The following is a 26,478-nucleotide window of genomic DNA, read 5'->3' as shown; positions in this document are numbered from 1 at the left end:
CGCCCTCTTCACTGGATCGTGTCGATCACTCGGCCTTGTCGGCAGCCTTCTTGGCCGGAGCCTTCTTGGCAGCCGGCTTCTTGGCGGCCGGCTTCTCGGCCTCGTCAGCCTCGTCGGCCTTCTTGGCCGGAGCCTTCTTGGCGGCCGGCTTCTTGGCCGGGGCCTTCTTGGCGGGCTTCTCCTCGGCCTCGGCGGTCTCAGCCTCAGCCTCAGCGGCCTCGTCATCGGTCACGATGAAGTCGGACAGGTCGACGGCCTTGCCGTTGCTGTCGACGACCTTCACCTTGCCGAGCGCGATCGCGAGGGCCTTGTTGCGGGCGACCTCACCGACGAGCGCGGGGAGCTGGTTCGAGGACTGCAGAGCCTCGACGAACTCCTGCGGCGCCATGCCGTACTGCGCAGCCGACTGGATGAGGTACTGGCTGAGCTCCTCTTGCGAGACCTGCACGTCGGCCTGCTCGGCGATCGTGTCGAGCAGCACCTGCGTGCGGAACTGCTTCTCGCTCGCCTCGGTGACCTCGGCACGGTGCACGTCGTCCTCGAGACGGCCTTCGCCCTCGAGGTGGTTGTGGACCTCGTCTTCGATGAGCTGCGGCGGAACCGGGATCTCGATCTGCTCGAGAAGCACCTCGACGAGCTTGTCGCGCGCCGCGGAGCCCTGCGTGAAGACGCCCTGCTGAGCGACACGCTCGGCGAGGCTCTCGCGGAGTTCCGCGATCGTGTCGAACTCGCTCGCGATCTGAGCGAAGTCGTCGTCCGCCTCGGGCAGCTCGCGCTCCTTGACGGCCTTGACCGTCACGGAGACCTCGGCCTCGGAGCCGGCGTGGTCGCCGCCGACGAGAGCCGAGCGGAACGTGGTGTCCTCACCCGCGGTGAGGGACTCGATCGCGTCGTCGATGCCCTCGAGCAGCTCGCCGGAGCCGATCTCGTAGGAGACGCCCTCGGCGCGGTCGATCTCGGCGCCGTCGATGGTGGCGACGAGGTCGAGGTCCACGAAGTCACCCTTCGTGGCCGGACGGTCGACCGGGACGAGCGTGCCGAAGCGGGCACGCATGTTGTCGAGCTCAGCGTCGAGCGCAGCGTCATCCGCCTCGACGGCGTCGACGGTCACCGTGATGCCGTCGTAGGAGGGGAGCTCGATCTCCGGACGGACGTCCACCTCGATGTCGACGAGCAGATCGCCCGAGAAGTCCTTCTCGCTCGGCCACTGGGTGATGTCCGCCGCGGGACGACCGACGACACGCAGCTTGTGCTCGACCGTGGCGTCGCGGAAGAACTTGTCCAGGCCCTCGTTGACCGCGTGCTCGATGACGGCACCGCGGCCGATGCGCTGATCGATGATGGGCGCCGGAACCTTGCCCTTGCGGAAGCCGGGGATCTGCACGTCCTGAGCGATGTGCTCATAGGCGTGCGCGATGCTGGGCTTGAGGTCGTCCGGGGTGACCGTGATGGTGAGCTTGACCCGGGTCGGGGTCAGCTTCTCGACGGTGCTGTTCGCCATGCTGGTGTGTTCTCCTTGTGATTTCCGCGCGGTATCGCGGCTGTAAGGTCCGTGGGGCCGTGTCGGGGCGACAGGAGTTGAACCTGCGACCTCCCGCTCCCAAAGCGGGCGCTCTACCAAGCTGAGCTACGCCCCGGGGAATCCGCACGCAGATTCAGCCCCACCGAGTCTAACGGACCGGAGCATGCGCCAGAGTCCGGTATAGTCGTTGAGTCGGTACCGAGACTTCCGGAGTCTCGGATCCGGGGCTGTAGCTTAGTGGTAAAGCCTTAGTCTTCCAAACTAATGATGCGGGTTCGATTCCCGTCAGCCCCTCCACTCCAGAAGGCCCCCACCCCCGCGGTGGGGGCCTTCTCGTCTCTCCGCCCGACAGTCGAATACGCTGACAGCATCGATGCAGGCAGCCACCGGCCGGAAGGCCCCACCGAACGGGCACGATGTGACAATCCCGACCCCGCCACCTCTCGACACGCCGATGCCTTCTTCCGGCGAGCATCGACTACCCGTCGCGTTCTGGTCCACCCCGCCTCCCCTCTCCCCTCCCGCACAGCGGAAGAACCGCCGTGGGCTGATCCTGGGACTGGTCGGCGGTGTCGCGGTGATCGCCGCTCTCTCGATCACGCAGGTGGCTGCGAACCTCGGCTACGACAACGCCGCATCGCGGTACGCCGAGGCCGCGGAGACGGCGTCCACGGCGAAGACGGAGGTTCGCAGCGACATCACCGAACTGCGCGATGTCACCGATGCGGCGGAACAGATCCTCTCCGTCGAGAAGCCGGCTGTCGCCGTGGACGCGGAGCTGGGGGCCGCGCTGACCACAGCATCCGAGGAAGCGGAGATCGTCGCCGTCTCCGCCGAGGAGATCGTGGCGACCGAGGTTCCCTCATCCGGCGAGAAGCCGGTGTGGTTCTGGGAGCTCTTCGGAGCGACGACGCTTCTGGAGCAGCACCTGGCATCGACAAGCCGCCTCTCCGACGATCTGCGCACGGTGACGACCGAGATCGCCACCGTCGGTGACGGTGTCTCCCGGAGCGGGGTGGCCCTTCTCGCGACAGCGGGCGAGGCCGCCGCCGGCTTCGAGAAGGCGCATCTCTCCGCGAGGAACGATGCCGTGATCGCGTTGCGGAACGCCGCTGCAGACGCCGCCGCGACGACCACCCTGGACGCCGCTGCGGCGACGACGTACCTGTCCCTGCAGGGAGCCGCCGCCGAGGTCGTCGCCACCGAGGCCCAAGAGCTGGCGGAGAAGGCGGGGCCCCTGCAGAACGCGAGACTGGAGATCGAGGCCTTCGCGCGGTCACTCGCCCCCGGGGTCCTGTTGGAGTTCGACTGGGCTCCCGTGGTGAACGGCGCGGGGTACAACGGCAGCATGGGCGGCTACACGACGTGGTGGTGGGACGACCCGGATCGCGCGATCATCGAATTGTCGAACTCGGTCGCCGAACAGTGGCCCGCCGAGCGGAGCAAAGCACTCGTCGCACACGAGGTAGGCCACGCGATCAGCGTGAAGTGCGAGGACATGTACGACGCCTCCACGCAGGACAGCATCGAGAAGTGGGCGACCGCCTGGGCGATCAGCATGGGATACACCGATGACGCCAACGGAGTCTGGGCATACGGCTACCCGCCACAGGAGTACATCGACGCCGCTGCCGGGTGCCGCTGAGCGCCGCACCCGGGCGAGACGAAAGAAGCCGCCGCGATCACTCGCGGCGGCTTCTTCGATGTCAGGTCGAGGTCACTGACCCCGACGCTCACGCAGCTGCGTGAGCGCGTCGTCGAGCAGCTGGACCGCTTCCTCGTCTGTACGACGCTCCTTCACGTACGCGAGGTGCGTCTTATACGGCTCCGCCTTCGCGAGCGCAGGCGGATTCTCCTTGTCGCGTCCGGCGGGCAGACCGGACTGCGGGTGGTCGATCGTCTCCGGGATCTCCTCTTCCGGGAGACCGGCTGCGAAGTAGCGCACGGTCTCGTTGCCGAGCCCGTCCCAGTACGAGACCGCGATGCGGTCGGCGTGATAACCGTGGTCCTGCTCCCCCATCGGACCGGAGCCCACGCGGGTGCCGCGGATCGCGTTTCCACCGGTAGCCATCAGATGACCTCGAATTTCGTGATGAGGCCCAGCGCGACGATGGAGATGAACCACGTCAGAGCCAGGACGACGGTGAAGCGGTTCAGGTTCCGCTCCGCAAGGCCGGAGGAGCCGACGGCAGACGTCATGCCGCCACCGAACATGTCGGACAAGCCACCGCCGCGACCTTTGTGCAAGAGGATGAGGAGGGTCAGCAGGACGCTGGTGATACCCAGCACGACCTGCAGGACGAACTCAAGAATTGCCACGAGAAAGAGCCTTTCGATGGGGCCGGAGCGCCCCCGTAACGGTCAAGTATACGGTGCAGCGGGGCCGCAGCCCCGCTGCACTCACACGCCGACGTGCTTCTCGAAGCGGATGATCGCCGCGAACTCGTCCACGACGAGGCTTGCCCCGCCGACGAGAGCGCCGTCCACATCGGGCTCACGCATGAAGCTGGCGATGTTCGCCGCCTTCACGGATCCGCCGTAGAGGATCCGCGTGCGCGCCGCGGCCTCGTCGCCCAGAACCTTTGCGATGACCCCACGCAGTGCGGCGCAGACATCCTGCGCCTGCTGCGGAGTCGCCGCCTGACCGGAGCCGATGGCCCACACCGGCTCGTACGCCACGACGATGTCCGCCTGCGCGGAGACGCCCTGGAGTGCGGCCTCGAGCTGACCGGCGGGAACCGCGCTCGCACCGAACTTCTCGAGGTCCTCTGCCGTCTCACCGACGCAGATCACCGGAACGAGGCCATGCTTGAGGGAAGCCTGCACCTTGGCCGCCACGACGTCGTCGCCTTCGGAGTGGTACTCGCGACGCTCGGAGTGGCCGATGATGACGTACTTCGCGTCGAGCTTCGCCAGGAATGCGCCCGACACCTCGCCGGTGTACGCACCGGAGTCGTGCGCCGAGACATCCTGCGCGCCGAGAGCGAAGGGGATCTTGTCCGCATCGATGAGCGTCTGCACGCTGCGGATGTCCGTGAAGGGAGGGAAGACCGCCACCTCGACGGACCCGTCTTCGTGCTTCGCATCCTTCAACGTCCAGTGCAGCTTCTGCACGAACGCGACCGCCTGAAGGTGGTCGAGATTCATCTTCCAGTTTCCCGCGATCAGCGGGGTACGGGAGTTCACGCCCATCCGAGGACCTCCAGCCCAGGTAGTTTCTTGCCCTCGAGGAATTCGAGGCTCGCGCCGCCGCCGGTCGAGATATGACCGAACTGTTCATCGGAGAAGCCCAGCTGACGCACCGCGGCAGCGGAGTCGCCCCCGCCGACGACACTGAGACCGTCGACCTCGGTGAGCGCCTGCGCGACGGCCTTGGTCCCCGCTGCGAAGGCGGGGAACTCGAACACGCCCATCGGGCCGTTCCAGAACACCGTCTTCGAGCCGCGGATCACCTCGGCGAATCGCGCAGCCGTCTCGGGACCGATGTCCAGGCCGATGCCCGAGGCGCCGAACGGCGTGGATTCGATCGCGTCGGCCGCAGCGACCTCGTGTGCGGCGTCCGCGCCGAAGGACGCGGCGACGACGACGTCGGTGGGGAGCACGAGCTCCACACCGCGCTCGGCGGCCTCGGCGATGTAGCCGCGCACGGTGTCGAGCTGGTCCTCCTCCAGGAGGCTCGATGCCACGGCGTGGCCCTGTGCCTTGAGGAAGGTGAACAGCATCCCGCCACCGACGAGGATCTTGTCGACCCGCGGAAGCAGATGCGAGATGACGCCGAGCTTGTCGCTGACCTTCGAGCCTCCGAGCACGACCGCGTAGGGACGCTCCGGATTCTCGGTCAGACGGTCCAGCACATCGAGCTCGGCTGCGATCAGCAGACCGGCAGCGGAAGGCAGCAACTCGGCGAGTTCGTAGACGCTCGCCTGCTTGCGGTGCACCACCCCGAACCCGTCGGAGACGAGCACGTCGCCGAGCTTCGCGAGCTCTGCCGCGAAGGCCGCACGCGTCGCCTCATCCTTCGAGGTCTCCCCCGGGTTGAACCGCAGGTTCTCGATGACGACGACTCCACCGTCTTCGAGCGACTCGACGGCATCCGTCGCCGACTCGCCGACCGTGTCGCGTGCGAACGCGACCGGGGAGCCGAGGAGTTCGGAGAGGCGTTGCGCCACCGGCTCCAGGCTGTACTGCGGGTCGGGCGCGCCGTCCGGGCGTCCGAGGTGGGAGCACACGATGACGCGGGCGCCCGCGTTGATCAGTGTGTTGAGGGTCGGCAGCGAGGCGCGGACACGGCCATCGTCCGTGATGATCCCATCCCGCAGGGGGACGTTGAGATCACAACGGACGATGACACGCTTGCCCTCGAGCGACCCCAGAGTGTCCAGGGTGCGCAGAGTCATGTTTCTGAGTTTAGAGGCGCTCGGCCACGTACTCGGTCAGGTCGACCAGACGGTTGGAGTAACCCCACTCGTTGTCGTACCAGCTGGACACCTTGATGAGGTTTCCGCTGACGTTGGTGAGAGTGGAGTCGAAGATCGACGAGTGCGGGTTGTGCACGATGTCGCTCGAGACGATCGGGTCCTCGTTGTACTGGAGGAAGCCCGCGAGGCGACCCTCGGCCGCAGCCTTCTTGTAGGCCTCGTTGACCTCGTCGACCGTCAGGTTCTCGCGGTCGGTGATGAGGGTGAGGTCGACGATCGAGCCGGTGGGAACCGGGACGCGGTAGGACGAGCCGCTGAGCTTGCCCTGGAGTTCCGGGAGCACCTCGCCGATCGCCTTGGCAGCGCCGGTCGACGCGGGCGTGATGTTGATCGCGGCGGCGCGTGCACGACGGAGGTCGCTGTGCGGGCCGTCCTGCAGGTTCTGGTCTGCGGTGTACGCGTGCGCGGTCATCATGAAGCCGCGGTCGATGCCGAACGCGTCGTTGAAGACCTGTGCCAGCGGGGCAAGACAGTTCGTGGTGCACGACGCGTTGGAGATGATGTGGTCCGTCTCCGGGTTGTACGTGTCCTCGTTCACGCCCATCACGAACGTGCCGTCGACACCGGTACCCGGAGCCGAGATGAGGACCTTCTTCGCGCCGGCCTCGATGTGCTTCTTGGCGAGTTCGGCCTTGGTGAAGAAGCCGGTCGACTCGATGACGATGTCGACGCCCAGCTCACCCCACGGAAGACCGACGGGGTCGCGCTCGGCGAAGGCCTTGATGGTCTTGCCGTTGACGGTGATGCTGTCGTCGTCGTAGCTGATCTCGGCGTCGAGGACGCCGCCGACCGAGTCGTACTTCAGCAGGTGCGCCAGGGTCTTGTTGTCGGTGAGGTCGTTGACGGCGACGATCTCAAGGTCTGCTCCCTGCGCGAGAGCCGCGCGGAAGTAGTTGCGTCCGATGCGGCCGAAGCCGTTGATACCGATCTTGACAGACACTCAGGTCTCCCTGTTTCTCGTGCGCAGCACGCCACTTTCCAGCATGCGTGATGCGCGGGGGTTTTTTGGCTGAGAGAGCGTCCCGACGAGCCGAGGCCCGCCGGGACGCAACCCGATTACGACAGTACCAGCAGGCCGTTCGTCTGCTTACGGGCGACCTCGAGACGCTGCGCGACGTTCTCCCAGTTCGCGATGTTCCACGCGGCCTTGACGTAGTCCGCCTTGACGTTGAGGTAGTCGAGGTAGAACGCGTGCTCCCACATGTCGAGCTGGAACAGCGGAATCGTGCCCTGCGCGGTGTTCGACTGCTGGTCGAACAGCTGCTGGATGATCAGACGCGAGCCGATCGAATCCCAGCTGAGCACGGCCCATCCGGAACCCTGGATGCCGGTGGCGGCAGCCGTGAAGTGCGCCTGGAACTTCTCGAACGAGCCGAAGTACTCGTCGATGGCGGCCTTCAGCTCACCCTCGGGCTGTCCCCCGCCGTTCGGCGACAGGTTCGTCCAGAAGATCGAGTGGTTCACGTGACCACCGAGGTTGAACGCGAGGTCCTTCTCGAGCTTGTTGACGTTCGCCAGGTTGCCGCTCTCACGGGCCTCGGCGAGCTGGTCGAGAGCGGTGTTCGCGCCGGCGACGTAGGCCGCGTGGTGCTTGTCGTGGTGCAGCTCCATGATCTTGCCGCTGATGTGCGGCTCGAGCGCTGCGAAGTCGTAGGGAAGGTCGGGGAGCGTGTAAGTCGCCATATCGCTTTCATCCAATCCGCGCCGCGCCGCGGCGCTTGCCGATCCTCCGCGCCGCCGATGTGCGGCGTAGAGCGGACGTGATTCATCCTACTGACGACAACGCGGATGCGCCCTCGAACCTTCCGCCACATGACGAAGACCCGCGCCCTCATCGTGGGCGGCGGGTCTTCGTCGAAGGATACGGATCAGACGTCGAGTCCGACGGGGACGGCAGCTTCCGTCCCGGGGATGCCCTCCTGCTGCGCGCGCTTGTCCGCCATCGCGAGCAGACGACGGATGCGGCCGGCGACGGCATCCTTCGTCAGGGGCGGATCGGCGTGGTGACCGAGCTCGTCGAGGCTGGCGTCGCGGTGCGCGAGACGAAGCTCACCGGCGACCTTCAGGTGATCTGGCACCTCGTCGGCCAGGATCTCCAACGCCCGCTCGACACGCGCGCATGCGGCCACGGCAGCCTGGGCGGACCGACGCAGGTTGGCGTCGTCGAAGTTCACCAGGCGGTTGACACCGGCGCGGACCTCACGTCGCTGACGCAGCTCTTCCCATGCGATGGCGGTCTTCTGCGCGCCCATCTCGTTGAGGATCGTGCGAATCGCCTCACCCTCACGCACCACGACCCGAGGCATGCCCCGCACTTCGCGCGCCTTGGCGGCGACACCGAGACGGTGGGCAGCGCCGACGAGTGCCATCGCCGCTTCCGACGAGGGGCAGACGACCTCGAGCATCGCGGATCGACCGGGCTCGCTCAGGGACCCCGCCGCCAGGAACGCGCCGCGCCAGAGACCGGCGACCTCGGCACGAGAGCCAGTGGTGAGGCGGTTCGGAAGCCCGCGCACGGGGCGACGGCGCTGGTCGAGGAGACCGGTCTGGCGCGCGAGGGTCTCGCCCTGGGCGATCACACGGACGGCCCACCGCGCTCCGTCGTTCGCGGTGCTCGACTGCACCTGCGCGATCTCGGGGCGCACTCCGTAGATCTCGGCGAGGTCTCGCGCGACGCGACGTGCGAGCGTCTCAGCGTCCACCTCGGCCTCCACGGCCACGCGACCGGCGATCGAATGCAGACCACCGGCGAACCGGAGGATCGCGGTGACTTCCGCAACCCGCACCGTCGGGGGTGCGTTGCGGATGCTGACCAGCTCGGCCTTGACGTCGGTGGTTAGTGCCACGACACTCCTTCACGTTCACGCGTCGGATCGCGACGCAAACGTCCAGCTTACTCGGCCGGAAGGCTCGCTACTCTCGGCCGAGGTCCCGGTGACGGACGCTCACGGCGACGCCGGGGACGGCGGCGAGCCTGCGCGCAAGCTCTTCCGACATCGCGACCGAGCGGTGCTTCCCCCCGGTGCAGCCGATCGCGATCGTCGAGTGACTCTTGTTCTCGCGCTGGTATCCCTCCAGCACCGGCACCAGCGCCGACGAGTAGGCATCCAGGAACTCCGTCGCACCCTCGCGGGACAGGACGTACTCCCTGACCCGTTCGTCCTGGCCGGTGAGACCGCGCAGCTCCTCATTCCAGAACGGATTCGGCAGGAACCGCATGTCGGCGACGATATCGACGTCGGTCGGCAGCCCGTACTTGAAACCGAAGCTCAGCAGGGTGACGCGGTGACGGGCTTCCCCCTCTTCCGAGAAGATGTCCGAGACCTGGGTCGCCAGCTGATGGATGTTCAGCGTGGACGTGTCGATCACCATGTCGGCGCCCTCGCGGATCGGGGCCAGCCGGGTCCGTTCGACACGGATGCCATCGAGCAGGGTACCTTCGCCCTGCAGCGGGTGCGGGCGTCGGACGGACTCGAACCGTCTCACCAGCACATCATCGGACGCATCGAGGAACAGGACTCGCACGGAGCCGCGCGAGCGCAGGGCACGCGCCACACCCGGGAAGTCGTCGAAGAGATTGCGGCCGCGCACATCGACGACGGCAGCGACCTTCGGCAATGCGGTGCCGCCCATGTCGGTCAAGTCGAGCAGAGGGCGCAGGATCTGCGGCGGAAGGTTGTCGACCACGTACCAGCCGAGATCTTCCAAAGCGTTCGCCACGGTGGTCCGACCCGCGCCGGACATCCCTGTGACGATGAGGAACTCGCCCTTTTCCTCGTCAGCCATTACTCAGTGCTCCCTCTCCCCCTCGGACTCCAGCCTAGCGAGTGGACAGGTGCGTGTGGATGTTCTGGGCGAGCACGGGGCCGATTCCCTGGACTTCTTCGATCTGCGCCGGGGCGGCCGCACGGAGCGCGGTCACCGAGCCGAAATGCTTGAGCAGCAGCTTGATCCGTGAACTGCCGAGTCCCGGCACTTCTGCGAGCACCGAACTGATGTCGTTGCGCCGTTTCTTGCGCTGATGCGTGATCGCGAATCGGTGCGCCTCGTCACGCAGTCGTTGCAACAGATAGAGGGCCTCACTCGTGCGAGGCAGGATGACGGGGAAATCGTCTCCGGGCAGCCAGACCTCTTCGAGGCGCTTCGCGATTCCACAGACCGCGATCTCGGTGTGCCCCGCGTCGCGGAGTGCTCGTGCTGCGGCCTCCACCTGGGGCTGCCCGCCATCGACCAGCAGAAGCTGGGGTGGGTAGGCGAAGCGGGGCTTGCGACGCACCGTCGCTGCGCCGACGTCCTCGGACACGACCTCTTCGGTCGTCGGGTCGACCACCTCGGACTCCTCTTCGGGACGGTCAAGATAGGCCAACCGCCGACGGAGCACCTGGTACATCGAATCGGTGTCGTCCGTGGTCTCGGCGATGTTGAACGACCGGTACTGGTCCTTGCGAGGCAGCCCGTCTTCGAAGACGACCATCGACGCGACGACATTCGTCCCTCCGAGGTGCGAGATGTCGAAGCACTCGATCCGCAGCGGGGCTTCGTCCATGCCGAGCGCTTCCTGCAGGTCGGTGAGGGCCTGGGTGCGGGCGACGTAGTCCGTCGTGCGTCGAGTCTTGTGCCGGATCAGCGCCTGTTGCGCGTTCAATGTCGCCGTGCGCATCAGGTCGGCGCGCTGGCCGCGCTGGGCGACGGCGATCTCGACTCTCTTGCCGCGTCGCTCGCGCAACCACGTCTCGAGTTCCGCGGCGTCGTCGGGCAGTGTCGGAACCAGGATGCGACGAGGGACGTCTTGCGCTTCACCGTATGCCTGCTGCAGCACCTGCTCGACGAGCTCGCCGCTGGAGATGTCGATCTCCTTCTCGATGGTCAGCGCGCGCACACCGCGCACTCGGCCGCCGCGGATCACGAAGTGCTGCACCGCGGCGGAGAGCTCGTCCTCCGCGATGCCGAACAGATCCGCGTCCTCGTCCGCGGGCAGCACGAGCGCGCTCTTCCCCAGCACAGCCTCGATCGCGGAGAGCTTGTCGCGGTACTTCGCCGCGGCCTCGTAGTCCATCGCCGCGGATGCAGCCAGCATCCGCTTCGTGAGTTCCCGGGTAAAGCGCTCGTCACCGCCGGCCATGAATGCGACGAAGTCATCGACCATCGCGCGATGCTCCTCGATGCTCACCGTCATCGAGCACGGGCCACCGCACTTGCCGATCTGTCCGGGGAAGCAGGGTCTGCCCGTCTGCATGGCGCGCCGGTAGCTGGAGTCGCTGCAGGTGCGGATCGGAAACGCCTTGATCATCAGATCGATCGTCTCGTGCACCGCCCAGACCTTCGGGAACGGACCGAAATACCGTGCTCCGGGAATCTTGCGGTTTCGGGTGACGATCACGCGAGGTGCCTCGTCCGCGAGCGTCACCGCCATGAAGGGATAGGACTTGTCGTCCTTGTAGCGCACGTTGAAGGGTGGATCGAACTCCTTGATCCACATGTACTCGAGCTGCAGGGAGTCGACATCCGTGGATACGACGGTCCACTCGACGGAGGCCGCCGTGGTGACCATCCGTCGAGTGCGCTCGTGCAGCGTCCGCAGGGGCGCGAAGTAGTTCGAGAGCCGTTGACGCAGGTTCTTCGCCTTGCCGACGTAGAGCACGCGCCCGGCGGCATCCCGGAAGCGATACACACCGGGGTCGGTCGGGATCTCCCCCGGGCGCGGCTTGTACGGCAGCACGTCGGCCATCAGCTGGCCTTCCGCGCGGCGCGCCCCTCACCCAGGATCTCGCCGAGGAACAGGCCGGTGTGGCTCTCCTCGACACGCGCGATCTGCTCCGGGGTGCCCGTGGCCACGATCTGACCGCCGCCGGAACCGCCCTCGGGGCCGAGGTCGATCACCCAGTCGGCGGACTTGATCACATCGAGGTTGTGCTCGATGACGATCACGGTGTTGCCCTTGTCGACCAGACCGTTCAGGACCTCGAGAAGCTTGCGCACATCTTCAAAGTGCAGGCCCGTGGTCGGCTCGTCGAGCACGTAGATGCTGCGTCCGTTGCTCCGGCGCTGCAGCTCGGTGGCGAGTTTGACACGCTGCGCTTCCCCGCCCGAGAGCGTCGTCGCCGACTGCCCCAACCGCACGTAACCGAGCCCGACGTCGACGAGGGTCTTCATGTAGCGGTGGATGGCCTGGATCGGCTCGAAGAACTCCGCCGCCTCCTCGATCGGCATCTCGAGGACCTCGGCGATGTTCTTGCCCTTGTAGTGCACCGCCAGGGTGTCGCGGTTGTACCGCTTGCCGTGGCAGACCTCGCAGTCGACGTACACGTCGGGCAGGAAGTTCATCTCGATCTTGATGGTGCCGTCGCCGGAACAGGCCTCACAGCGGCCGCCCTTGACGTTGAAGCTGAAGCGGCCGGGCAGATACCCGCGGACCTTCGCCTCGGGCGTCTCGCTGAACAGGGTGCGGATGCGGTCGAAGACGCCGGTGTACGTCGCCGGGTTCGATCGCGGGGTGCGGCCGATCGGCGCCTGGTCCACGTGCACGACCTTGTCGAGGTTGTCGAGTCCCGTCACGCGCGTGTGCTTTCCCGGAACCGTGCGGGCACCGTTCAACCGAGAAGCGAGCACCTGGTAGAGGATGTCGTTGACGAGCGACGACTTTCCGGAACCGCTCACGCCGGTGACCGCGGTCAGCACGCCCAACGGGAAGTCGGCCGTGACGTTGCGGAGGTTGTTCGCCCGCGCACCGACGACACTCAGCATCCGCTTCTTGTCGATCTTGCGACGCTTCGTCGGCATCGGGATCTCGCGGCGACCGGAGAGGTACTCCCCCGTCATTGACGCGCTGTCGTTGAGCAGAGCCGAGTAGGGGCCCGAATGCACGACTTCGCCGCCGTTGACGCCGGCACCGGGTCCGATGTCGACGACCCAGTCCGCCGCCTCGATCGTCTCCTCGTCGTGTTCCACCACGATGAGCGTGTTGCCGAGATCGCGCAGCGTGAGCAGGGTCTCGATCAGGCGACGGTTGTCACGCTGGTGGAGTCCGATGGAGGGCTCGTCGAGCACGTAGAGCACGCCGGTGAGGCCGGAACCGATCTGCGTAGCCAACCGGATGCGCTGCGCCTCACCACCCGAGAGCGACCCCGCCGAGCGGCTGAGATTGAGGTACGAGAGCCCGACCTGCAGCAGGAAGTCGAGACGAAGCCGGATCTCACGCAGAACCTGCGCAGCGATCTTCGCCTCGCGGTCGGTGAGGGTCAGCGTCTCCATGAACGCGCGGGCGTCGGCGAGGCTCAGGTGCGAGACCTCTGCGATCGAGTGGCCGTGGACCTGGACGGCGAGCACCTCGGGCTTGAGCCGGTCGCCGTCGCAGACCGGGCACGGCACCTCGCGGAGGTATTCGCCCCACCGGTTGCGCTGGTTGTCCGACTCCGCCTGCAGGTACTGCCTCTCGATGTAGGGCACCACGCCCTCGAAACCGGAGGCGTAGCGCATCTCACGCCCGTAGCGGTTCTTCCACTTGACGGTGACCTTATAGTTCTCCCCCCGCAGCACGGCGTCCTGCACATCGGAGTGGAGCTCGCGCCAGGGCGTGTCCAACGAGAAGTCGAGGTCACGCGAGAGCCCCTCGAGAAGGCGCTCGTAGTACTGGAACAGACCCTTGCCCTGGGTGGTCCACGGGATGATGACACCCTCACGGATCGAGAGGTCTTCGTCGCCGAGCATCAGGTCGACGTCGACGGACATCCGGGTGCCGAGGCCGGAGCACGCGGGGCAGGCACCGAACGGCGCGTTGAAAGAGAACGTGCGGGGCTCGATCTCGGTGAGGGTGAGCGCGTGCCCGTTCGGACACGCCAGCTTCTCGGAGAACGTCTGCCACGCGTCGTCGCCCTCGCCGTCGACGTAGTTGATCTGCACCACTCCCCCGGCGAGCCCGAGTGCGGTCTCGACGGAGTCGGTGACGCGACCGAGGATGTCATCGGAAGCGACGAGGCGGTCGACCACCACGGCGATGTCGTGCTTGTAGCTCTTCTTGAGCGTCGGCGGCTCAGCGAGCTGGATCAGTTCCCCGTCGACGATCGCACGGGAGTACCCCTTGGCACCGAGTTCGCGGAACAGGTCGACGAACTCGCCCTTCTTCTGCGAGACGATCGGGGCGACGACCTGATACCGGGTGCGCTCGGGCAGCTCCATGAGCTGATCGGCGATCTGCTGCACCGTCTGACGCTGGATCCGCTCACCGCACTCGGGACAGTGCGGGACGCCGATGCGCGCCCAGAGGAGACGCATGTAGTCGTAGATCTCGGTGATCGTGCCGACGGTCGACCGCGGGTTGCGGTTGGTGGACTTCTGGTCGATCGAGACCGCCGGGCTCAGCCCCTCGATGAAGTCGACGTCTGGACGGTCGACCTGACCGAGGAACTGGCGCGCATAGGCGCTCAGCGATTCGACATAGCGACGCTGCCCCTCGGCGAAGATCGTGTCGAACGCGAGACTGGACTTCCCCGACCCGGACAGGCCGGTGAACACGACCAGAGAGTCGCGTGGGATGTCGATGTCGACGTTCTTGAGATTGTGGACGCGGGCACCGCGGACACTGAGTTTTCCTGAGGAAGCAACGGGGACGATGGGCACCCGACAAGTCTACGAGGGGCCACCGACATCGGCTCCGCTGGAGCCTCTCGCGATCTCTTCCGCCTCCGACGCGGGTCGAGGCGAAAGCGATGACGAGTCAGCCGAGCTCGGGACGCCGCCCTGCGAACGGGCTGAGGCCGTCCCTGAGTGCCGCGATCTCGTCGACGTCCATGCCCACCGCCGCCATGACTCGACGAGGGACGTCGACGGCTCTCTCGCGCAGGGCCGCCCCCGCCGTCGTCAGCGTGATCTCGAGACGTCTCTCGTCCTCAGTGCTGCGCTGCCTGGCCACAAGCCCCTCAGCTTCGAGCCGCTTGACCAGAGGCGATGCCGTGGCCGGTTCGAGTGCGAGGTCGACCGCCAGCTCGTTCAACGTGCGCGGGGCCTTCTCCCAGAGCGCGAGCATCACGAGGTACTGCGGATGCGTGAGACCCAACGGCTCCAGGATCGGTCGGTAGAGGGCGACGACATTGCGCGCCGCGGTCACCAGCGCGAAGCACAGCTGGTTCTCCAACTTGAGCAGGTCATCGGTCGCCGTCACAGGGGAAACTATACATCCGCGCTAATCATTAGTACACTAACCAACATGGCAAAGGACTCCGACCGCCCGCCCCTCCGAACGCGAATCCGCGAGGCAGGGGGCGTCTACTCCTGGGTGAACACGAACCTGATCCGGTTCGCGGGCCCCGCCTCCGTCGGTCCGTACGAGAAGACTCCTCCGCCCAGCCCTGCGGAACGCGCCGAACGGGCATGTCCGCTCTGCGGGGCACCCATGACGCTGCACACGATCGACCGTTCCGGGCCGAAACCGCTCGTGCACTGCCCCTGATGTCAGTCCGTCTCCGGCGTCGCCACGGCTGACCCTGTCGACTCCCGCGCGACGTCGAGCCAGAACATCAGCTCGTCGTCGTCTTCGATCACACCGGGCACGACGTCGAGCCAGCCTGAGCTCATCGTGCGTGATCCCATCACCGCGCGCGCGACTCCCGGTCGGGTGAGCAGCGTCGCCCCGCTCTCGTCATCGACCCGCACCAGGAGGACGCCGCCCGGTCGCGCTCCCAAGAGAATGTGGCCGTCGTCGAGGAAGGCCCGCGTGCCGAACATGCGCCGCTCCTCGATCTCGACGTCGGCGCTCAACAGTGCCCTGATCCGGTCGGCGAGTTCGTCTCCTGCTGCATCCATCGATCCCCGCCTCGCTTACGCGTGTCCCGCGCGCTCCATCGCGCGAAGCTCCTTCTTGAGGTCCTGCACCTCGTCACGCAGTCGCCCCGCGAGCTCGAACTTCAGCTCGGATGCGGCCGCGAGCATCTGATCCGAGAGATCCTGGATCGTGGCCTCGAGCTGCTGGGCCCCTTCGGCGGCGATGCCGGTCCGGCGAAGGTTCGGCGTGGGCGACTTGCCCTTGCCCGACGCGCGCCCACGACCCGACAGCATCTCTGCGGTGTCGGCACCTTCGCGTGCCAGCACCTCGGTGATGTCCGCGATGCGCTTGCGGAGCGGCTGCGGGTCGATGCCGTTCTCCTTGTTGTACGCGATCTGCTTCTCGCGACGACGGTCGGTCTCCTCGATGGCCTTCGCCATCGAGTCGGTCATCTTGTCGGCGTACATGTGCACCTCACCCGAAACGTTACGAGCGGCACGCCCGATCGTCTGGATCAGTGAGGTTCCCGAACGGAGGAAGCCTTCCTTGTCGGCGTCGAGGATCGCCACGAGCGAGACCTCGGGAAGGTCGAGGCCCTCTCGGAGCAGGTTGATGCCCACGAGCACGTCGTAGACCCCCGACCGCAGCTCGCTGAGCAGTTCCACACGACGCAACGTGTCGACGTCGGAGTGCAGGTAGCGCACCCGCACACCGTGCTCGCCGAGGAAGTCGGTGAGCTCCTCGGCCATCTTCTTCGTCAGGGTGGTCACGAGCACGCGCTCGTCGCGCTCGACACGGAGGCGGATCTCTTCGAGCAGGTCGTCGATCTGCCCCTTCGAGGGCTTGACCACGATGTGGGGATCCACCAGCCCGGTCGGACGGATGATCTGCTCGACGACGCCGTCAGCGATCCCCATCTCGTACTTGCCGGGGGTGGCCGACAGGTACACGGTCTGACCGATCCTGTTCTTGAACTCGTCCCAGCGCAGCGGACGGTTGTCCATCGCGCTCGGGAGTCGGAACCCGTGGTCGACGAGGGTGCGCTTGCGGGAGGCATCTCCCTCGTACATCGCCCCGATCTGAGGCACCGTCACATGCGACTCATCGATCACCATGAGGAAGTCGTCGGGGAAGAAGTCGAGCAGCGTGTGCGGCGGCTCCCCCGGCTCGCGACCGTCCATGTGCCTCGAGTAGTTCTCGATCCCCGAGCAGAACCCCAGCTGCTGAAGCATCTCGAGGTCGAAGGTGGTCCGCATGCGCAGGCGCTGCGCCTCGAGGAGCTTGCCCTGCCGTTCGAACTCCGCCAGGCGCTCCTCAAGCTCAGCCTCGATGGTGCCGATCGACCGCTGAATCACATCGGTCCCGGCCACATAGTGCGAGGCGGGGAAGATCGGCACGGAGTCGAGCTTCTCGATGACCTCCCCGGTGAGCGGGTGGAGTGAGTACAGCGCTTCGATCTCGTCTCCGAACAGCTCGATCCGGATGGCGTGCTCTTCGTAGACGGGGATGATCTCGATCGTGTCGCCGCGGACGCGGAAGTTGCCGCGGGAGAAGTCGACGTCGTTGCGGTTGTACTGCATGGCGATGAACTGCCGGATGAGTGCATCACGGTCATAGCGCTCCCCCACCTGCAGCGCCACCATGGCCCGGAGATACTCTTCGGGCGCACCGAGACCGTAGATGCACGAGACCGTGGAAACCACGATGACGTCGCGTCGGCTGAGCAGCGAGTTCGTCGTCGAGTGCCGGAGCCGCTCGACTTCGGAGTTGATCGACGAGTCCTTCTCGATGAAAGTGTCCGTCTGCGGCACATAGGCCTCAGGCTGGTAGTAGTCGTAGTAGGACACGAAGTACTCGACCGCGTTGTTCGGCATCAGCTCACGGAACTCGTTCGCGAGCTGCGCGGCCAGGGTCTTGTTGTGCGCCAGCACGAGCGTCGGACGCTGCACCTGCTCGACGAGCCACGCGGTGGTCGCCGACTTTCCGGTACCCGTCGCTCCGAGCAGCACGACGTCGGTCTCCCCCGCATTGATACGTGCCGCGAGCTCGGCGATCGCTTGCGGCTGGTCTCCGGCCGGCGCGTACTCGCTGATGACCTCGAAGGGGCGGACGCTGCGCGTGGGTTGCATGACTCCAGCGTATGCCGCCCCTCCGACATCGAGGCTGTGAGCGGCGGACTCGACCTCGAACGGAGAGAGACACGGGGATCAGGAAGACCGGTGAACGCCGGGAGCGCCACGAAGCGCCGAGATGGCGGCGAGAGCCGCGGCCGCGCACATCACGATGACGGCCGCCACGAACCATCCCCAGCTCGCGCCCACGAACACGAGGCCGAGCATCCATCCGAACAGGCTGGATCCGGCGTAGTAAGCGAAGTAGTACAGGGACGACGCCTGGGCCCTGCTGCCGGGGGTGGCCGCGACCGGTGTCCACCCCGAGGCGATGGCATGGGCTCCGAAGAAGCCGCCCGTGAAGAGCACGAGCCCCAACAACACCAACACCGCGACCTGCGCCAGCAGCAGCACGGCCCCCACAGCCATGACGCCGATCGAGGCGAGCAGCACGGGGAAGCGTCCGCTCCGCGAAGCGAGCACGCCGGCCCACGGCGAGGACACCGTGCCCGCGAGGTAGGCGAGGAAGAGCATCGTCACCAGCCACGCCGGCAGGTCGAACGGCTCTGCCGCGAGGTGGAAGCCGAGGTAGTTGTAGACCGCGACGAACGCTCCCATCAACAGGAACCCCTGCGCGTACAGCGCCCACTGGCGCGGTGAGCGCAACGGACCACGGAGCTTCTCGAGGATGCCAGGGCCCCGGTCCGTGCGCAGTCGTCCGGGGACGAATCCTCGGGCGCGGGGAGTGAGCCAGAGGAAGAGCACCGCGGCCACCGCGCACATCACGGCGACGGCCAGGACCCCGGCCCGCCATCCGGCCACTTCGCCGACGATCCCCGCGCCGATCCGGCCGAGCAATCCACCCACTGTGGTGCCCGCGATGTAGCTGCCGGCCGCGGCAGCAGCGTAGCCCGCCTCGACCTCCTCACTGAGATATGCGAGAGCCACAGCGGGGACCGCCCCCAACGCCACTCCCTCCACGAACCGCAGGGCGAGCAGAGCGAAGATCTCGTTGCTCAGCGGCGCCGAGAGACCGACGGCGGTGGCCGTGAGCACACCTGTGGCCATCGCAGGTACGCGACCGATACGGTCCGCCACCATCGACCATGGGACCACGGCCAGCGCCAGGCCGAGGGTGGCAGCCGACACGCTGAGGGCCGCCGTCGCCGGACTGACCGAGAGGTCGGATGAGATCTGCGGCAGCACGCCCTGCGCGGAATAGAGTTGCGCGAAGGTCGCGATGCCCGCGAAGAACAGGCCGACGATGAGACGCCGATACTCACGTGAACCACGCGCGTGACCGGAGAAGGTCACTGCGCGCTGATCCGCTCCCAGAGAGCGTCCGTCTGCTCATGAGTCCGCTCGAGGGTATCCGACGTGTCGATCACGACGTCGGCGATGGCGAGTCGCCGATCATCGGACACCTGGGCATCGATGCGGTCCTGCGCCGCGCGTTCGTCCAAGCCTCGCAGTTCGACGAGTCGACGGCGTCGAACGGCCGACGGCGCGTGGGCGACCACGATGAGATCCCACGGATCGTCGACTCGGGCCTCGACCAGGAGAGGCACGTCGTACACGACGACGGCGTGCGGATCACCGGCGAAGGCATCGTCGAATCGACGCTGAGACTCCTCGCGCACGGCGGGATGCACGATCGCGTTCAGCTGAGAGAGGAGCTCGGGCTCTCCGAAGACCCGCGAACCGAGGGCAGTGCGATCGAGCGCGCCATCCTCGCCGATGACGTCGGGGCCGAAGGTCTCCGCGATGCGATCGAGCACCGCTGAGCCCGGAGCCTGCACGTCGCGCACGATCTGATCGGCATCGACGACGATCGCGCCGTGCTCCGCCAGACGCCGGGCGATAGTCGACTTCCCGGAGGCGATACCGCCGGTGAGCGCGATGAGAGGCATGACGCCAGTCTAGGGTTCGCCCGATTGCGGTTCAGCGTGCGAGCAGCTGCCGCCGTGAGCTGATCACGCCCGTGTCGAAACCTGCGAGGTGGAGCCCGCCGTGGAAGCGTGCGTGCTCGATCTTGATGCACCGATCCATCACGACCGACAATCCTGCCGACTCCGCGATCGCTGCCGCGTCCTCGTTCCAGGAACCCAGTTGCAACCAGAGCGTCCGCGCGCCGATGTCGATCGCCTCCTGCGCGACGCCGGGGAGGTCATCGTGCCGGCGGAACACATCGACGATGTCGGGGACGACGGGCAGATCGCTCAGCGATGCGTAGACGGGCTGCCCGAGGATCTCCTTCTCGCGCGGGTTGACGAGATACACGTCGTACGCCGTGCTGGAGAGCAGATACGTCGCCACGAAGAAGGAGGCGCGCGCAGGGTTGTTCGATGCTCCGACGATCGCGATCGACGTCGCGCGCCGGAGCAGCGAGAAGCGCTCCTGCTGATTCGGTCCTCGCCAGCTCCGCTCCGGATGTGCGGCCGCGGTGCCGGGGAGTGCGCAGGAAACGGCCTCCGTCGTCGACGGCAGGCTGCACGCCTCGCCGCCGGTGGTCTGCGTCGCGGTCATCGGTTCGCTCCCGTCGCGGTCGTGAGTGCCTGGTCGAGGTCCCAGATGATGTCTTCGGGGTCTTCCAGGCCCACGGAGATGCGGATCAGGTCGGGGCGCACACCGGCGCCGGCGAGCTGCTCCTCGGTGAGCTGGCGGTGCGTGGTCGACGCGGGATGGATGACCAGCGTGCGGGCGTCACCGATGTTCGCAAGATGAGAGGCGAGCTGCAGGTTCTCGATCACGCTCTCCCCCGCTCTCCGGCCGTCGTCCGCTGCGACGCCGAACGCGAAGACGGAACCCGGTCCGAGAGGCAGGTACTTCGCCGCACGCTCGTGGTGCGGGTGTCCTTCGAGTCCTGCCCAGGTGACGTACGCGACCCGGGGATCGGTGGCGAGCCAGTTCGCGACGACCCGTGCGTTCGCGAGGTGCGCATCGATCCGCTGCGGCAGCGTCTCAATACCCTGCAGCAGATTGAACGCCGCCTGCGGGCTGAGCGCCGGGCCGATGTCGCGGAGCTGTTCGGAGCGGAGCTTGGTGAGGAAGCCGTACTCGCCGAAGTTGTCCCACCACTTGATGCCGCCGTACGACTCGACGGGCTCGGTCATCTGCGGGAACTTGCCGTTTCCCCAGTCGAACGTGCCCTTCTCGATCACGACACCGCCGAGAGTCGTACCGTGACCGCCGAGGAACTTCGTCACGGAGTGGATCACGATGTCTGCGCCGTGTTCCAGCGGGCGTGCGAGGTACGGCGTGGCGAGCGTCGCATCCACGACGAGCGGCACCCCCGCCTCGTGCGCGACGGCGGCGAGCCCCTCGATATCGGCGATCTCGCCCGACGGATTGCCGATCATCTCGACGTAGACGACCTTGGTCTCCGGACGGATCGCCGCGGCGAAGTCAGCGGGGTCGGTCGAGGCGACGAACGTGGTCTCGACGCCGAACCGCCGCAGGGTCACGTCCAGTTGCGTCACCGTCCCGCCGTAGAGCTGGGCCGCAGCGACGACGTGGTCGCCGGCACCGACGAGCGCAGCGAAGGTGATGAACTCCGCGCTCATGCCCGACGCGGTCGCCACCGCTCCGATGCCGCCTTCGAGCGAGGCCAGACGCTCCTCGAGTGCCGCGACGGTCGGGTTGCCGATGCGGGAGTAGATGTTGCCGTACTTCTGCAGGGCGAAGAGATTGCCCGCATCCGCGGCGTCATCGAAGACGAAGGACGTCGTCTGATAGATCGGCACCGCCCTCGCGCCGGTCGACGCGTCGGGGGTGCCCCCGGCATGCAGGGCTCGGGTGCGGAATCCGAAACGGTGTTCTTCCGTCATGCTGTCCTCAGTTCGGCGTCGGTGAGCGCGTCGGCGATGTCGTCGACGGCCCAAGGGTTCTGCAGCGAAGTGGTGTCGCCGAGCGGAAGCGGCTCGCGCCCCGCGCGGCGGTCCTGCTCGGCCTCCCACAACTGTGCCAGGAGTCGGCGCATGATCTTGCCCGAACGCGTCTTCGGCAGATCGGGGACGACGACGATGTGCTTCGGCTTGGCGACGGGGCCGATCGCCTGAGCGACCTGGGTGCGCAGATCGGACGGGGTCACGTCTGCACGCCCGGACGGGGTCACGAAGACCGCTACGGCCTGCCCCGTGACCGGGTCGGAGACTCCGGCAGCCCCGGCCTCTCCGACCGTGTCGTGAGCGACGAGCGCCGATTCGATCTCGATGGTGGAGAGTCGATGACCGGAGACGTTCACGACGTCATCGAGACGACCGAGGATCCAGATGTACCCGTCGGCGTCCCGGGTCGCGCCGTCGCCGGCGACGTAGAAACCGCCGAACTCACCGAGTCCGGCGAACGTGGACCAGTACGCGTCCCGATAGCGCTGCGGATCTCCCCACACGGTGCGGGCCATCCCCGGCCAAGGACGCCGGACGACGAGTGTCCCGGAACGGCCGGGCGGCACCTCGCGTCCGTCCGCATCGACCACCGCGACATCGATCCCCGGAAGCGGCACCGACGCCGACCCCGGTTTGAGGCTCGTGATCCCCGGGAGCGGGGCGATCATCGCGGCACCGGTCTCGGACTGCCACCACGTGTCGATCACCGGCAGTTCGTCGCGACCGAAGTTGCGACGGAACCAGACCCACGCTTCGGGGTTGATCGCCTCGCCGACCGTGCCGAGGAGCCGAAGGGTCGACAGGTCGTGACCGGCGGGAAGCTCGGCACCGAACCACGTCATGAAAGTGCGGATCAGCGTCGGTGCCGTGTAGTAGACCGTCACCCCGTAACGCTCGATGATCTCGAGGTGGCGTTCGCGATGCGGGGTGTCCGGCGTCCCCTCGTAGATGACCTGTGTGAGTCCGTTGGAGAGCGGGCCGTAGATCTCGTAGGTGTGCGCGGTGACCCACGCGAGATCGGCGGTGCACCAGTGCACATCATCGGGTTTGGCATCGAAGTGCGCCCAATGGGCCCAACTCGCCTGGGCGAGGTATCCGCCGGAGGTGTGTACGAGCCCCTTGGGCTTTCCGGTGGTGCCGGAGGTGTAGATGATGAAGAGCGGATGCTCGGCGTCGAACGAGTCCGCCTCATGCACCGGGGAGGCCGAGTCGACGACGTCGTGCCACCACACGTCACGACCGGAGGTCCACGGCACGTCCTGGCCCGTGCGGCGGAGCACGAGAACGTGCTCGAGCTCGGGCAGACCGGCGACGGCGACATCGGCCGTCGACTTGACCTCCGTGGCCACACCCCGTCGGTACTGACCGTCGCTCGTGACGAGGAGCTTCGCCCCAGTGTCCGAGAGCCGGAACCGCACCGCCTCTGCGGAGAACCCGCCGAAGACGAGAGAGTGCACGGCACCCACCCGAGCGCACGCGAGCGTGATGACGATCGTCTCCACGAGCACGGGGAGGTAGATCACCACGCGGTCACCCGGTCGGATGCCGAGTGCGACCAAGGCGTTTGCCGCGCGGGCGACACGCTCCTGCAGCTCGGCGTAGGTGACGGCGCGGCGATCGCCCGGTTCGCCTTCGAAGTGCAGTGCGACCTTGTCGCCCCGTCCGGCGTCGACATGCCGATCGACACAGTTGACGGCGACATTGAGACGCCCGCCGACGAACCAGCGCGCGGCGGGGACGGCGTCCCCGACCGGCGGATCCCACTCGTGTGCCGTCTCCCACGGGACAGACCAGTCGAGCCGACGCGCTGCCTCTTCCCAGAACACGACCGGATCGGCCGCGCCCCGTGCATATGCTTCCTCGGTGACGTTCGCGTCGCCGAACCCGGAAGCCGCCGCGTACACCCGCGACTCCTGCAGTCGTGCCTCGGTCACGCTCACACCCATCGGCGGAGCAGGTACTTCTCCAGCAGCGCGAGGATGCCGCTGGTCAGCGTTCCGAGCAGTGCGAGCAGCACGATGGAGAGGAGGATGCGGTCGATGCGCCCCGTGCTCTGCGAGTCCGTCAGCAAGAAGCCGAGGCCCATGGATGAGGCGATCAGCTCCGCAGCGACGAGGAACAGCCACGCCTGCGCGAGCGCGAGACGAAGGCCGGACACGACCGAGGGGACGACGGCGGGAAGCTGCACCGTGCGGAACAGAGACCATCCGCGCAGGCTGAACGAGCGTCCGGCTTCGACCAGATGCGGGTCGACGTGCCGGAGAGCCGAGGCCACCGTCGTGTAGACCGGGAAGAACGCGCCGATCGCGATCAGTGTGACTTTCGACTCCTCGCCGATCTGCATCCACAGGATGAGAAGCGGCACCCAGGCGAGCGACGGCACCGCCCGGGCCGCAGCGAGCGTCGGGCTGAGGAGCACATCGCCCCAGCGGGACAGCCCCACGATTCCCGCCGCGGCGAGCCCGATCACTGATCCGATCGCGAACCCGAGGAGGACGCGCTGCACCGAGATCGCGATATGCGTCCAGAGCTGCCCGCTCTCGGCCAGCTCGACACCCGCCTGATAGACCGAGGCGGGCGTCGGCAGACGATAGGACTCGACGAGACCGGACGTCGTCGCGAGTTGCCACACGAGGAGGATGACCGCCGGCAGCAGAAGCCCGCCGAGTACCCGCACCGCGGGACGATCCCAGGTGCGGCGACTCGCGCTTGCCGAACTCGCGAGCTTCCCCGTGGCGAAGTCGAGGGCGTCCTGCGAGTCCGCAGGGACGATCAGCCGATCCGGAATCGTCACTCGCCGCCGACCGCTTTCTTCGCGAACGTGTCGTTCACGATCGATGCCAGCGCCTTGTCGACGGACTCCTTGCCGCCCTGGACGTCGCCGGATTCGACGAGCACGGGAGCGATCTTCTCGAGCACCGCGATCTGGTCATCGCCCGGGATCCCGCTGACGTCGAGGTTCGAACGCTCCTGGATCACCGTCGTCGCGACCTCGGAATCGATACCGGCGACCTCGGCGAGCAGCGCCGCGGTCTCCTCGGGGTGCTCGAGCGCCCACTCGCGCGCCTCCTCGTAGGCGTCCACGACGGCCTGCGCGAGGTCGGGGTGGTTGGTGAGGAAATCCTCGGTGGCGTTGAGGAAGCCGTAGGTGTTGAAGTCCACGTTCCGGTAGATCAGCTTGTCCCCCGACTCGACCTCTGCCGCGGCCATGATCGGGTCGAGTCCGGCCCATGCGTCCACCGAGCCGCCGTCGAGCGCGGCCCTGCCGTCGGCGTGCTGGAGGTTCTGCACTTCGACGTCGGAGAGAGACAGCCCGCCCTCTTCGAGCGCCTGCAGCAGGAAGAAGTACGGGTCCGTGCCCTTCGTGGCCGCGATCGAGGCGCCCTTGAGGTCTTCGATCGAAACGATGTCGCTGTCCGGGCCGACGACGATGGCCGACCATTCCGGCTGCGAGTAGATGTCGATGACCTGGATCGGAGAACCGTTGGCACGCGCGAGCAACGCGGCCGATCCGGCTGTCGAGCCGACATCCACCGACCCCGAACGAAGCAACTCGTTGGCCTTGTTCGAGCCGGCCGACTGCACCCACTCGACGTCGACGTCGTCCCCGAGGATGTCTTCGAGAAGACCCTGGTCGCGGACGACGAGGCTGAGCGGGTTGTATGTCGCGAAGTCGACGGACAGCGTGTCGGACGACCACTCCGTGGACCCCGAGGTGCTCCCGGTGTCGGATGCGGTGGCGTTCTCGCCGGCGACGCAGCCGGTCGCGACGAGCATCATCGTCCCGGCGACCGCGATCGCAGGGATGATTCGGCGGGTGGTGATGCTCATCTGGACTCCTCGGTGATGCGGTGGTGGGTGTCGACGCCGAGGCCTTCGAGAAGCTCGGCGCGCAGGTCGGCGAGTCCGCGATCGGCGCGGTCGCGAGGACGGATGCCCGGCACGAGGATCGTGCGCGAGATGGACGGCTCGTCGACGTCTGCACCGTTCAGCGTTCGCAGCAACAGCACTCGGTCGGCGAGATAGAGGGCCTCTTCGACGTCGTGCGTGACGAGGAGGACGGTGGTGGGCTCGGCCGCATGGATCTTGAGGAGCAGATCGTGCATGCGCAGGCGCGTCAGAGCGTCGAGCGCGCCGAAGGGCTCGTCGAGCAGCAGCACACCAGGGTTCCGGGCGAGAGCGCGGGCGAGCGAGGCACGCTGGGCCATTCCGCCGGAGACTTCGCGCGGACGCTGATCGGCGGACTGTTCGAGGCCCACCAGGTGCAGCAGCTCCCGCACGCGCTCACGTCCGGCACGACGAGCCGTTCCGCGGGGCAGGCCGAGTTCGACGTTCTGCGCGATCGTGCGCCACGGCAGCAACCGGGGCTCCTGGAAGGCGATGGCGGTGCGCTCGTCGACATCGGTGACGCCGACGGCATCGAGGCGGATGTTGCCACGGGTCGGGGTGTCCAGTCCGCCGACGAGGCGCAGGAGCGTCGACTTGCCGCAGCCGGACGGACCGACCACCGCGAGGATCTCGCCGGCGCTGATGTCGAGGTCGATCCCCCGGAGCACGTCGCGTCGCCCGTGCGGCAGCGGGAAGGAGCGCTCAACACCGTCGAGCCGCACGCTCTGCGCCGTCCCGGCCGCAGTCGATGCGTCGGCGAGGCGCGGCGAGGGCAACAGCGTGGTCATACCCTCATGCTGGCCGACGGGCACCGATGTTACGAATGGGGCCGTAA

Annotated in this window: 24 protein-coding genes and 2 tRNA genes; 3 read left to right on the top strand and 23 right to left on the bottom strand. The window is 67.1% G+C overall.

Annotation, left to right across the window (positions count from 1 at the left end):
* Positions 1-25 precede the first annotated feature (25 nt).
* Both tig and ACLF6J_RS00765 read right to left on the bottom strand, forming a co-directional pair.
* On the bottom strand, positions 26-1,501 hold the full coding sequence (tig, locus tag ACLF6J_RS00770) for a trigger factor (RefSeq protein ID WP_131491248.1): 1,476 nt from the start codon (positions 1,499-1,501) through the stop codon (positions 26-28).
* Positions 1,502-1,563: 62 nt separating this feature from the next.
* Positions 1,564-1,637: transfer RNA gene (locus ACLF6J_RS00765), tRNA-Pro, on the bottom strand.
* 108 nt (positions 1,638-1,745) lie between these two features.
* Between ACLF6J_RS00765 and ACLF6J_RS00760 the strand changes: the two genes are divergently transcribed.
* Positions 1,746-1,819 (top strand) — tRNA-Gly (locus tag ACLF6J_RS00760).
* A gap of 121 nt (positions 1,820-1,940) precedes the next feature.
* Positions 1,941-3,167 carry a hypothetical protein gene (locus tag ACLF6J_RS00755; RefSeq protein ID WP_134351475.1) on the top strand — a complete coding sequence of 409 codons (1,227 nt, stop codon included), beginning with the start codon at positions 1,941-1,943 and terminating at the stop codon, positions 3,165-3,167.
* Between the two features lie 72 nt (positions 3,168-3,239).
* Here the strand turns inward: ACLF6J_RS00755 and ACLF6J_RS00750 are convergent, their stop codons facing one another.
* The 11 genes from ACLF6J_RS00750 to ACLF6J_RS00700 all read right to left on the bottom strand — a co-directional run bounded on the left by ACLF6J_RS00750 (position 3,240) and on the right by ACLF6J_RS00700 (position 15,157).
* Positions 3,240-3,593, bottom strand: a complete 354-nt coding sequence (locus ACLF6J_RS00750) for an RNA polymerase-binding protein RbpA (RefSeq protein WP_017830291.1) — start codon at positions 3,591-3,593, stop codon at positions 3,240-3,242.
* Positions 3,593-3,841 (bottom strand): preprotein translocase subunit SecG, encoded by a 249-nt coding sequence (secG, locus tag ACLF6J_RS00745; RefSeq protein WP_047524024.1) that lies wholly within the window; start codon positions 3,839-3,841, stop codon positions 3,593-3,595. Before secG ends, ACLF6J_RS00750 begins: the two co-directional genes overlap by 1 nt.
* 81 nt (positions 3,842-3,922) lie before the next feature.
* Entirely contained in the window at positions 3,923-4,714 is a 792-nt protein-coding gene (gene tpiA, locus ACLF6J_RS00740; protein ID WP_047524025.1) for a triose-phosphate isomerase, read from the bottom strand.
* Entirely contained in the window at positions 4,705-5,919 is a 1,215-nt protein-coding gene (locus ACLF6J_RS00735; RefSeq protein WP_047524026.1) for a phosphoglycerate kinase, read from the bottom strand. The genes tpiA and ACLF6J_RS00735 overlap by 10 nt, the downstream gene beginning before the upstream one ends.
* A 10-nt stretch (positions 5,920-5,929) precedes the next feature.
* A complete protein-coding gene (gene gap, locus ACLF6J_RS00730; RefSeq protein WP_421076804.1) occupies positions 5,930-6,940 on the bottom strand; it encodes a type I glyceraldehyde-3-phosphate dehydrogenase in 1,011 nt (336 codons plus the stop codon).
* A gap of 116 nt (positions 6,941-7,056) precedes the next feature.
* On the bottom strand, positions 7,057-7,683 hold the full coding sequence (locus tag ACLF6J_RS00725) for a superoxide dismutase (RefSeq protein ID WP_017830287.1): 627 nt from the start codon (positions 7,681-7,683) through the stop codon (positions 7,057-7,059).
* A 185-nt stretch (positions 7,684-7,868) separates the two neighbouring features.
* Positions 7,869-8,846: a DNA-binding protein WhiA gene (gene whiA / locus ACLF6J_RS00720; protein ID WP_017830285.1), complete on the bottom strand. Its 978-nt coding sequence runs from the start codon at positions 8,844-8,846 to the stop codon at positions 7,869-7,871.
* Positions 8,847-8,913: 67 nt separating this feature from the next.
* Entirely contained in the window at positions 8,914-9,786 is an 873-nt protein-coding gene (rapZ, locus tag ACLF6J_RS00715) for an RNase adapter RapZ (protein ID WP_047524029.1), read from the bottom strand.
* Positions 9,787-9,820: 34 nt separating this feature from the next.
* Entirely contained in the window at positions 9,821-11,728 is a 1,908-nt protein-coding gene (uvrC, locus tag ACLF6J_RS00710; protein ID WP_047524030.1) for an excinuclease ABC subunit UvrC, read from the bottom strand.
* On the bottom strand, positions 11,728-14,616 hold the full coding sequence (uvrA, locus tag ACLF6J_RS00705; protein WP_047524031.1) for an excinuclease ABC subunit UvrA: 2,889 nt from the start codon (positions 14,614-14,616) through the stop codon (positions 11,728-11,730). The genes uvrC and uvrA overlap by 1 nt, the downstream gene beginning before the upstream one ends.
* A gap of 97 nt (positions 14,617-14,713) precedes the next feature.
* Complete coding sequence (locus tag ACLF6J_RS00700; protein WP_134351477.1) at positions 14,714-15,157, bottom strand: MarR family winged helix-turn-helix transcriptional regulator; 444 nt, start codon at positions 15,155-15,157, stop codon at positions 14,714-14,716.
* 45 nt (positions 15,158-15,202) lie between these two features.
* Here ACLF6J_RS00700 and ACLF6J_RS00695 point away from each other — a divergent pair, with 45 nt between their 5' ends.
* A complete protein-coding gene (locus ACLF6J_RS00695; RefSeq protein WP_081997077.1) occupies positions 15,203-15,445 on the top strand; it encodes a hypothetical protein in 243 nt (80 codons plus the stop codon).
* Between the two features lie 2 nt (positions 15,446-15,447).
* Here the strand turns inward: ACLF6J_RS00695 and ACLF6J_RS00690 are convergent, their stop codons facing one another.
* From ACLF6J_RS00690 to ACLF6J_RS00645, 10 genes are all read right to left on the bottom strand, one after another.
* Positions 15,448-15,798, bottom strand: coding sequence for a TfoX/Sxy family protein (locus ACLF6J_RS00690; protein WP_244093462.1), 351 nt, complete (start codon positions 15,796-15,798; stop codon positions 15,448-15,450).
* A 15-nt stretch (positions 15,799-15,813) separates the two neighbouring features.
* Positions 15,814-17,886 carry an excinuclease ABC subunit UvrB gene (gene uvrB / locus ACLF6J_RS00685; protein WP_047524034.1) on the bottom strand — a complete coding sequence of 691 codons (2,073 nt, stop codon included), beginning with the start codon at positions 17,884-17,886 and terminating at the stop codon, positions 15,814-15,816.
* A gap of 78 nt (positions 17,887-17,964) precedes the next feature.
* On the bottom strand, positions 17,965-19,182 hold the full coding sequence (locus ACLF6J_RS00680) for an MFS transporter (protein WP_134351479.1): 1,218 nt from the start codon (positions 19,180-19,182) through the stop codon (positions 17,965-17,967).
* Positions 19,179-19,778, bottom strand: a complete 600-nt coding sequence (coaE, locus tag ACLF6J_RS00675) for a dephospho-CoA kinase (RefSeq protein ID WP_134351481.1) — start codon at positions 19,776-19,778, stop codon at positions 19,179-19,181. The genes ACLF6J_RS00680 and coaE overlap by 4 nt, the downstream gene beginning before the upstream one ends.
* A 31-nt stretch (positions 19,779-19,809) precedes the next feature.
* Positions 19,810-20,394, bottom strand: a complete 585-nt coding sequence (locus ACLF6J_RS00670; RefSeq protein WP_166804642.1) for a CoA-binding protein — start codon at positions 20,392-20,394, stop codon at positions 19,810-19,812.
* Positions 20,391-21,695 carry an O-acetylhomoserine aminocarboxypropyltransferase/cysteine synthase family protein gene (locus ACLF6J_RS00665; RefSeq protein ID WP_134351483.1) on the bottom strand — a complete coding sequence of 435 codons (1,305 nt, stop codon included), beginning with the start codon at positions 21,693-21,695 and terminating at the stop codon, positions 20,391-20,393. The genes ACLF6J_RS00670 and ACLF6J_RS00665 overlap by 4 nt, the downstream gene beginning before the upstream one ends.
* A complete protein-coding gene (acs, locus tag ACLF6J_RS00660) occupies positions 21,692-23,701 on the bottom strand; it encodes an acetate--CoA ligase (RefSeq protein ID WP_134351485.1) in 2,010 nt (669 codons plus the stop codon). Before acs ends, ACLF6J_RS00665 begins: the two co-directional genes overlap by 4 nt.
* The gene (locus ACLF6J_RS00655; protein ID WP_372492648.1) at positions 23,692-24,543 is read right to left on the bottom strand and encodes an ABC transporter permease; all 852 of its coding nucleotides are present in this window, start codon (positions 24,541-24,543) and stop codon (positions 23,692-23,694) included. Before ACLF6J_RS00655 ends, acs begins: the two co-directional genes overlap by 10 nt.
* A 2-nt stretch (positions 24,544-24,545) precedes the next feature.
* Positions 24,546-25,586 carry an aliphatic sulfonate ABC transporter substrate-binding protein gene (locus ACLF6J_RS00650; protein WP_134351487.1) on the bottom strand — a complete coding sequence of 347 codons (1,041 nt, stop codon included), beginning with the start codon at positions 25,584-25,586 and terminating at the stop codon, positions 24,546-24,548.
* Positions 25,583-26,431, bottom strand: coding sequence for an ABC transporter ATP-binding protein (locus tag ACLF6J_RS00645; protein WP_134351489.1), 849 nt, complete (start codon positions 26,429-26,431; stop codon positions 25,583-25,585). Before ACLF6J_RS00645 ends, ACLF6J_RS00650 begins: the two co-directional genes overlap by 4 nt.
* Between the last annotated feature and the right edge of the window lie 47 nt (positions 26,432-26,478).

The organism is Microbacterium sp. IO18 (assembly GCF_049099505.1).
Classification (GTDB): Bacteria; Actinomycetota; Actinomycetes; order Actinomycetales; family Microbacteriaceae; genus Microbacterium; species Microbacterium aurugineum.
Note: the sequence above shows the minus strand (reverse complement) of the source record. Positions and strands in the feature narration are given on the sequence as shown.

Bases quoted from the DNA above. Each gene is read 5' to 3' on its own strand.
- ACLF6J_RS00645 (WP_134351489.1), bottom strand. From the start codon at position 26,431: ATGACCACGCTGTTGCCCTCGCCGCGCCTCGCCGACGCATCGACTGCG.
- tig (WP_131491248.1), bottom strand. From the start codon at position 1,501: ATGGCGAACAGCACCGTCGAGAAGCTGACCCCGACCCGGGTCAAGCTC.
- coaE (WP_134351481.1), bottom strand. From the start codon at position 19,778: ATGCCTCTCATCGCGCTCACCGGCGGTATCGCCTCCGGGAAGTCGACT.
- ACLF6J_RS00750 (WP_017830291.1), bottom strand. From the start codon at position 3,593: ATGGCTACCGGTGGAAACGCGATCCGCGGCACCCGCGTGGGCTCCGGT.
- ACLF6J_RS00735 (WP_047524026.1), bottom strand. From the start codon at position 5,919: ATGACTCTGCGCACCCTGGACACTCTGGGGTCGCTCGAGGGCAAGCGT.
- ACLF6J_RS00690 (WP_244093462.1), bottom strand. From the start codon at position 15,798: ATGGATGCAGCAGGAGACGAACTCGCCGACCGGATCAGGGCACTGTTG.
- ACLF6J_RS00725 (WP_017830287.1), bottom strand. From the start codon at position 7,683: ATGGCGACTTACACGCTCCCCGACCTTCCCTACGACTTCGCAGCGCTC.
- rapZ (WP_047524029.1), bottom strand. From the start codon at position 9,786: ATGGCTGACGAGGAAAAGGGCGAGTTCCTCATCGTCACAGGGATGTCC.
- uvrB (WP_047524034.1), bottom strand. From the start codon at position 17,886: ATGCAACCCACGCGCAGCGTCCGCCCCTTCGAGGTCATCAGCGAGTAC.
- ACLF6J_RS00670 (WP_166804642.1), bottom strand. From the start codon at position 20,394: ATGACCGCGACGCAGACCACCGGCGGCGAGGCGTGCAGCCTGCCGTCG.
- ACLF6J_RS00650 (WP_134351487.1), bottom strand. From the start codon at position 25,586: ATGAGCATCACCACCCGCCGAATCATCCCTGCGATCGCGGTCGCCGGG.
- tpiA (WP_047524025.1), bottom strand. From the start codon at position 4,714: ATGGGCGTGAACTCCCGTACCCCGCTGATCGCGGGAAACTGGAAGATG.
- ACLF6J_RS00695 (WP_081997077.1), top strand. From the start codon at position 15,203: ATGGCAAAGGACTCCGACCGCCCGCCCCTCCGAACGCGAATCCGCGAG.
- ACLF6J_RS00665 (WP_134351483.1), bottom strand. From the start codon at position 21,695: ATGACGGAAGAACACCGTTTCGGATTCCGCACCCGAGCCCTGCATGCC.
- acs (WP_134351485.1), bottom strand. From the start codon at position 23,701: ATGGGTGTGAGCGTGACCGAGGCACGACTGCAGGAGTCGCGGGTGTAC.
- uvrC (WP_047524030.1), bottom strand. From the start codon at position 11,728: ATGGCCGACGTGCTGCCGTACAAGCCGCGCCCGGGGGAGATCCCGACC.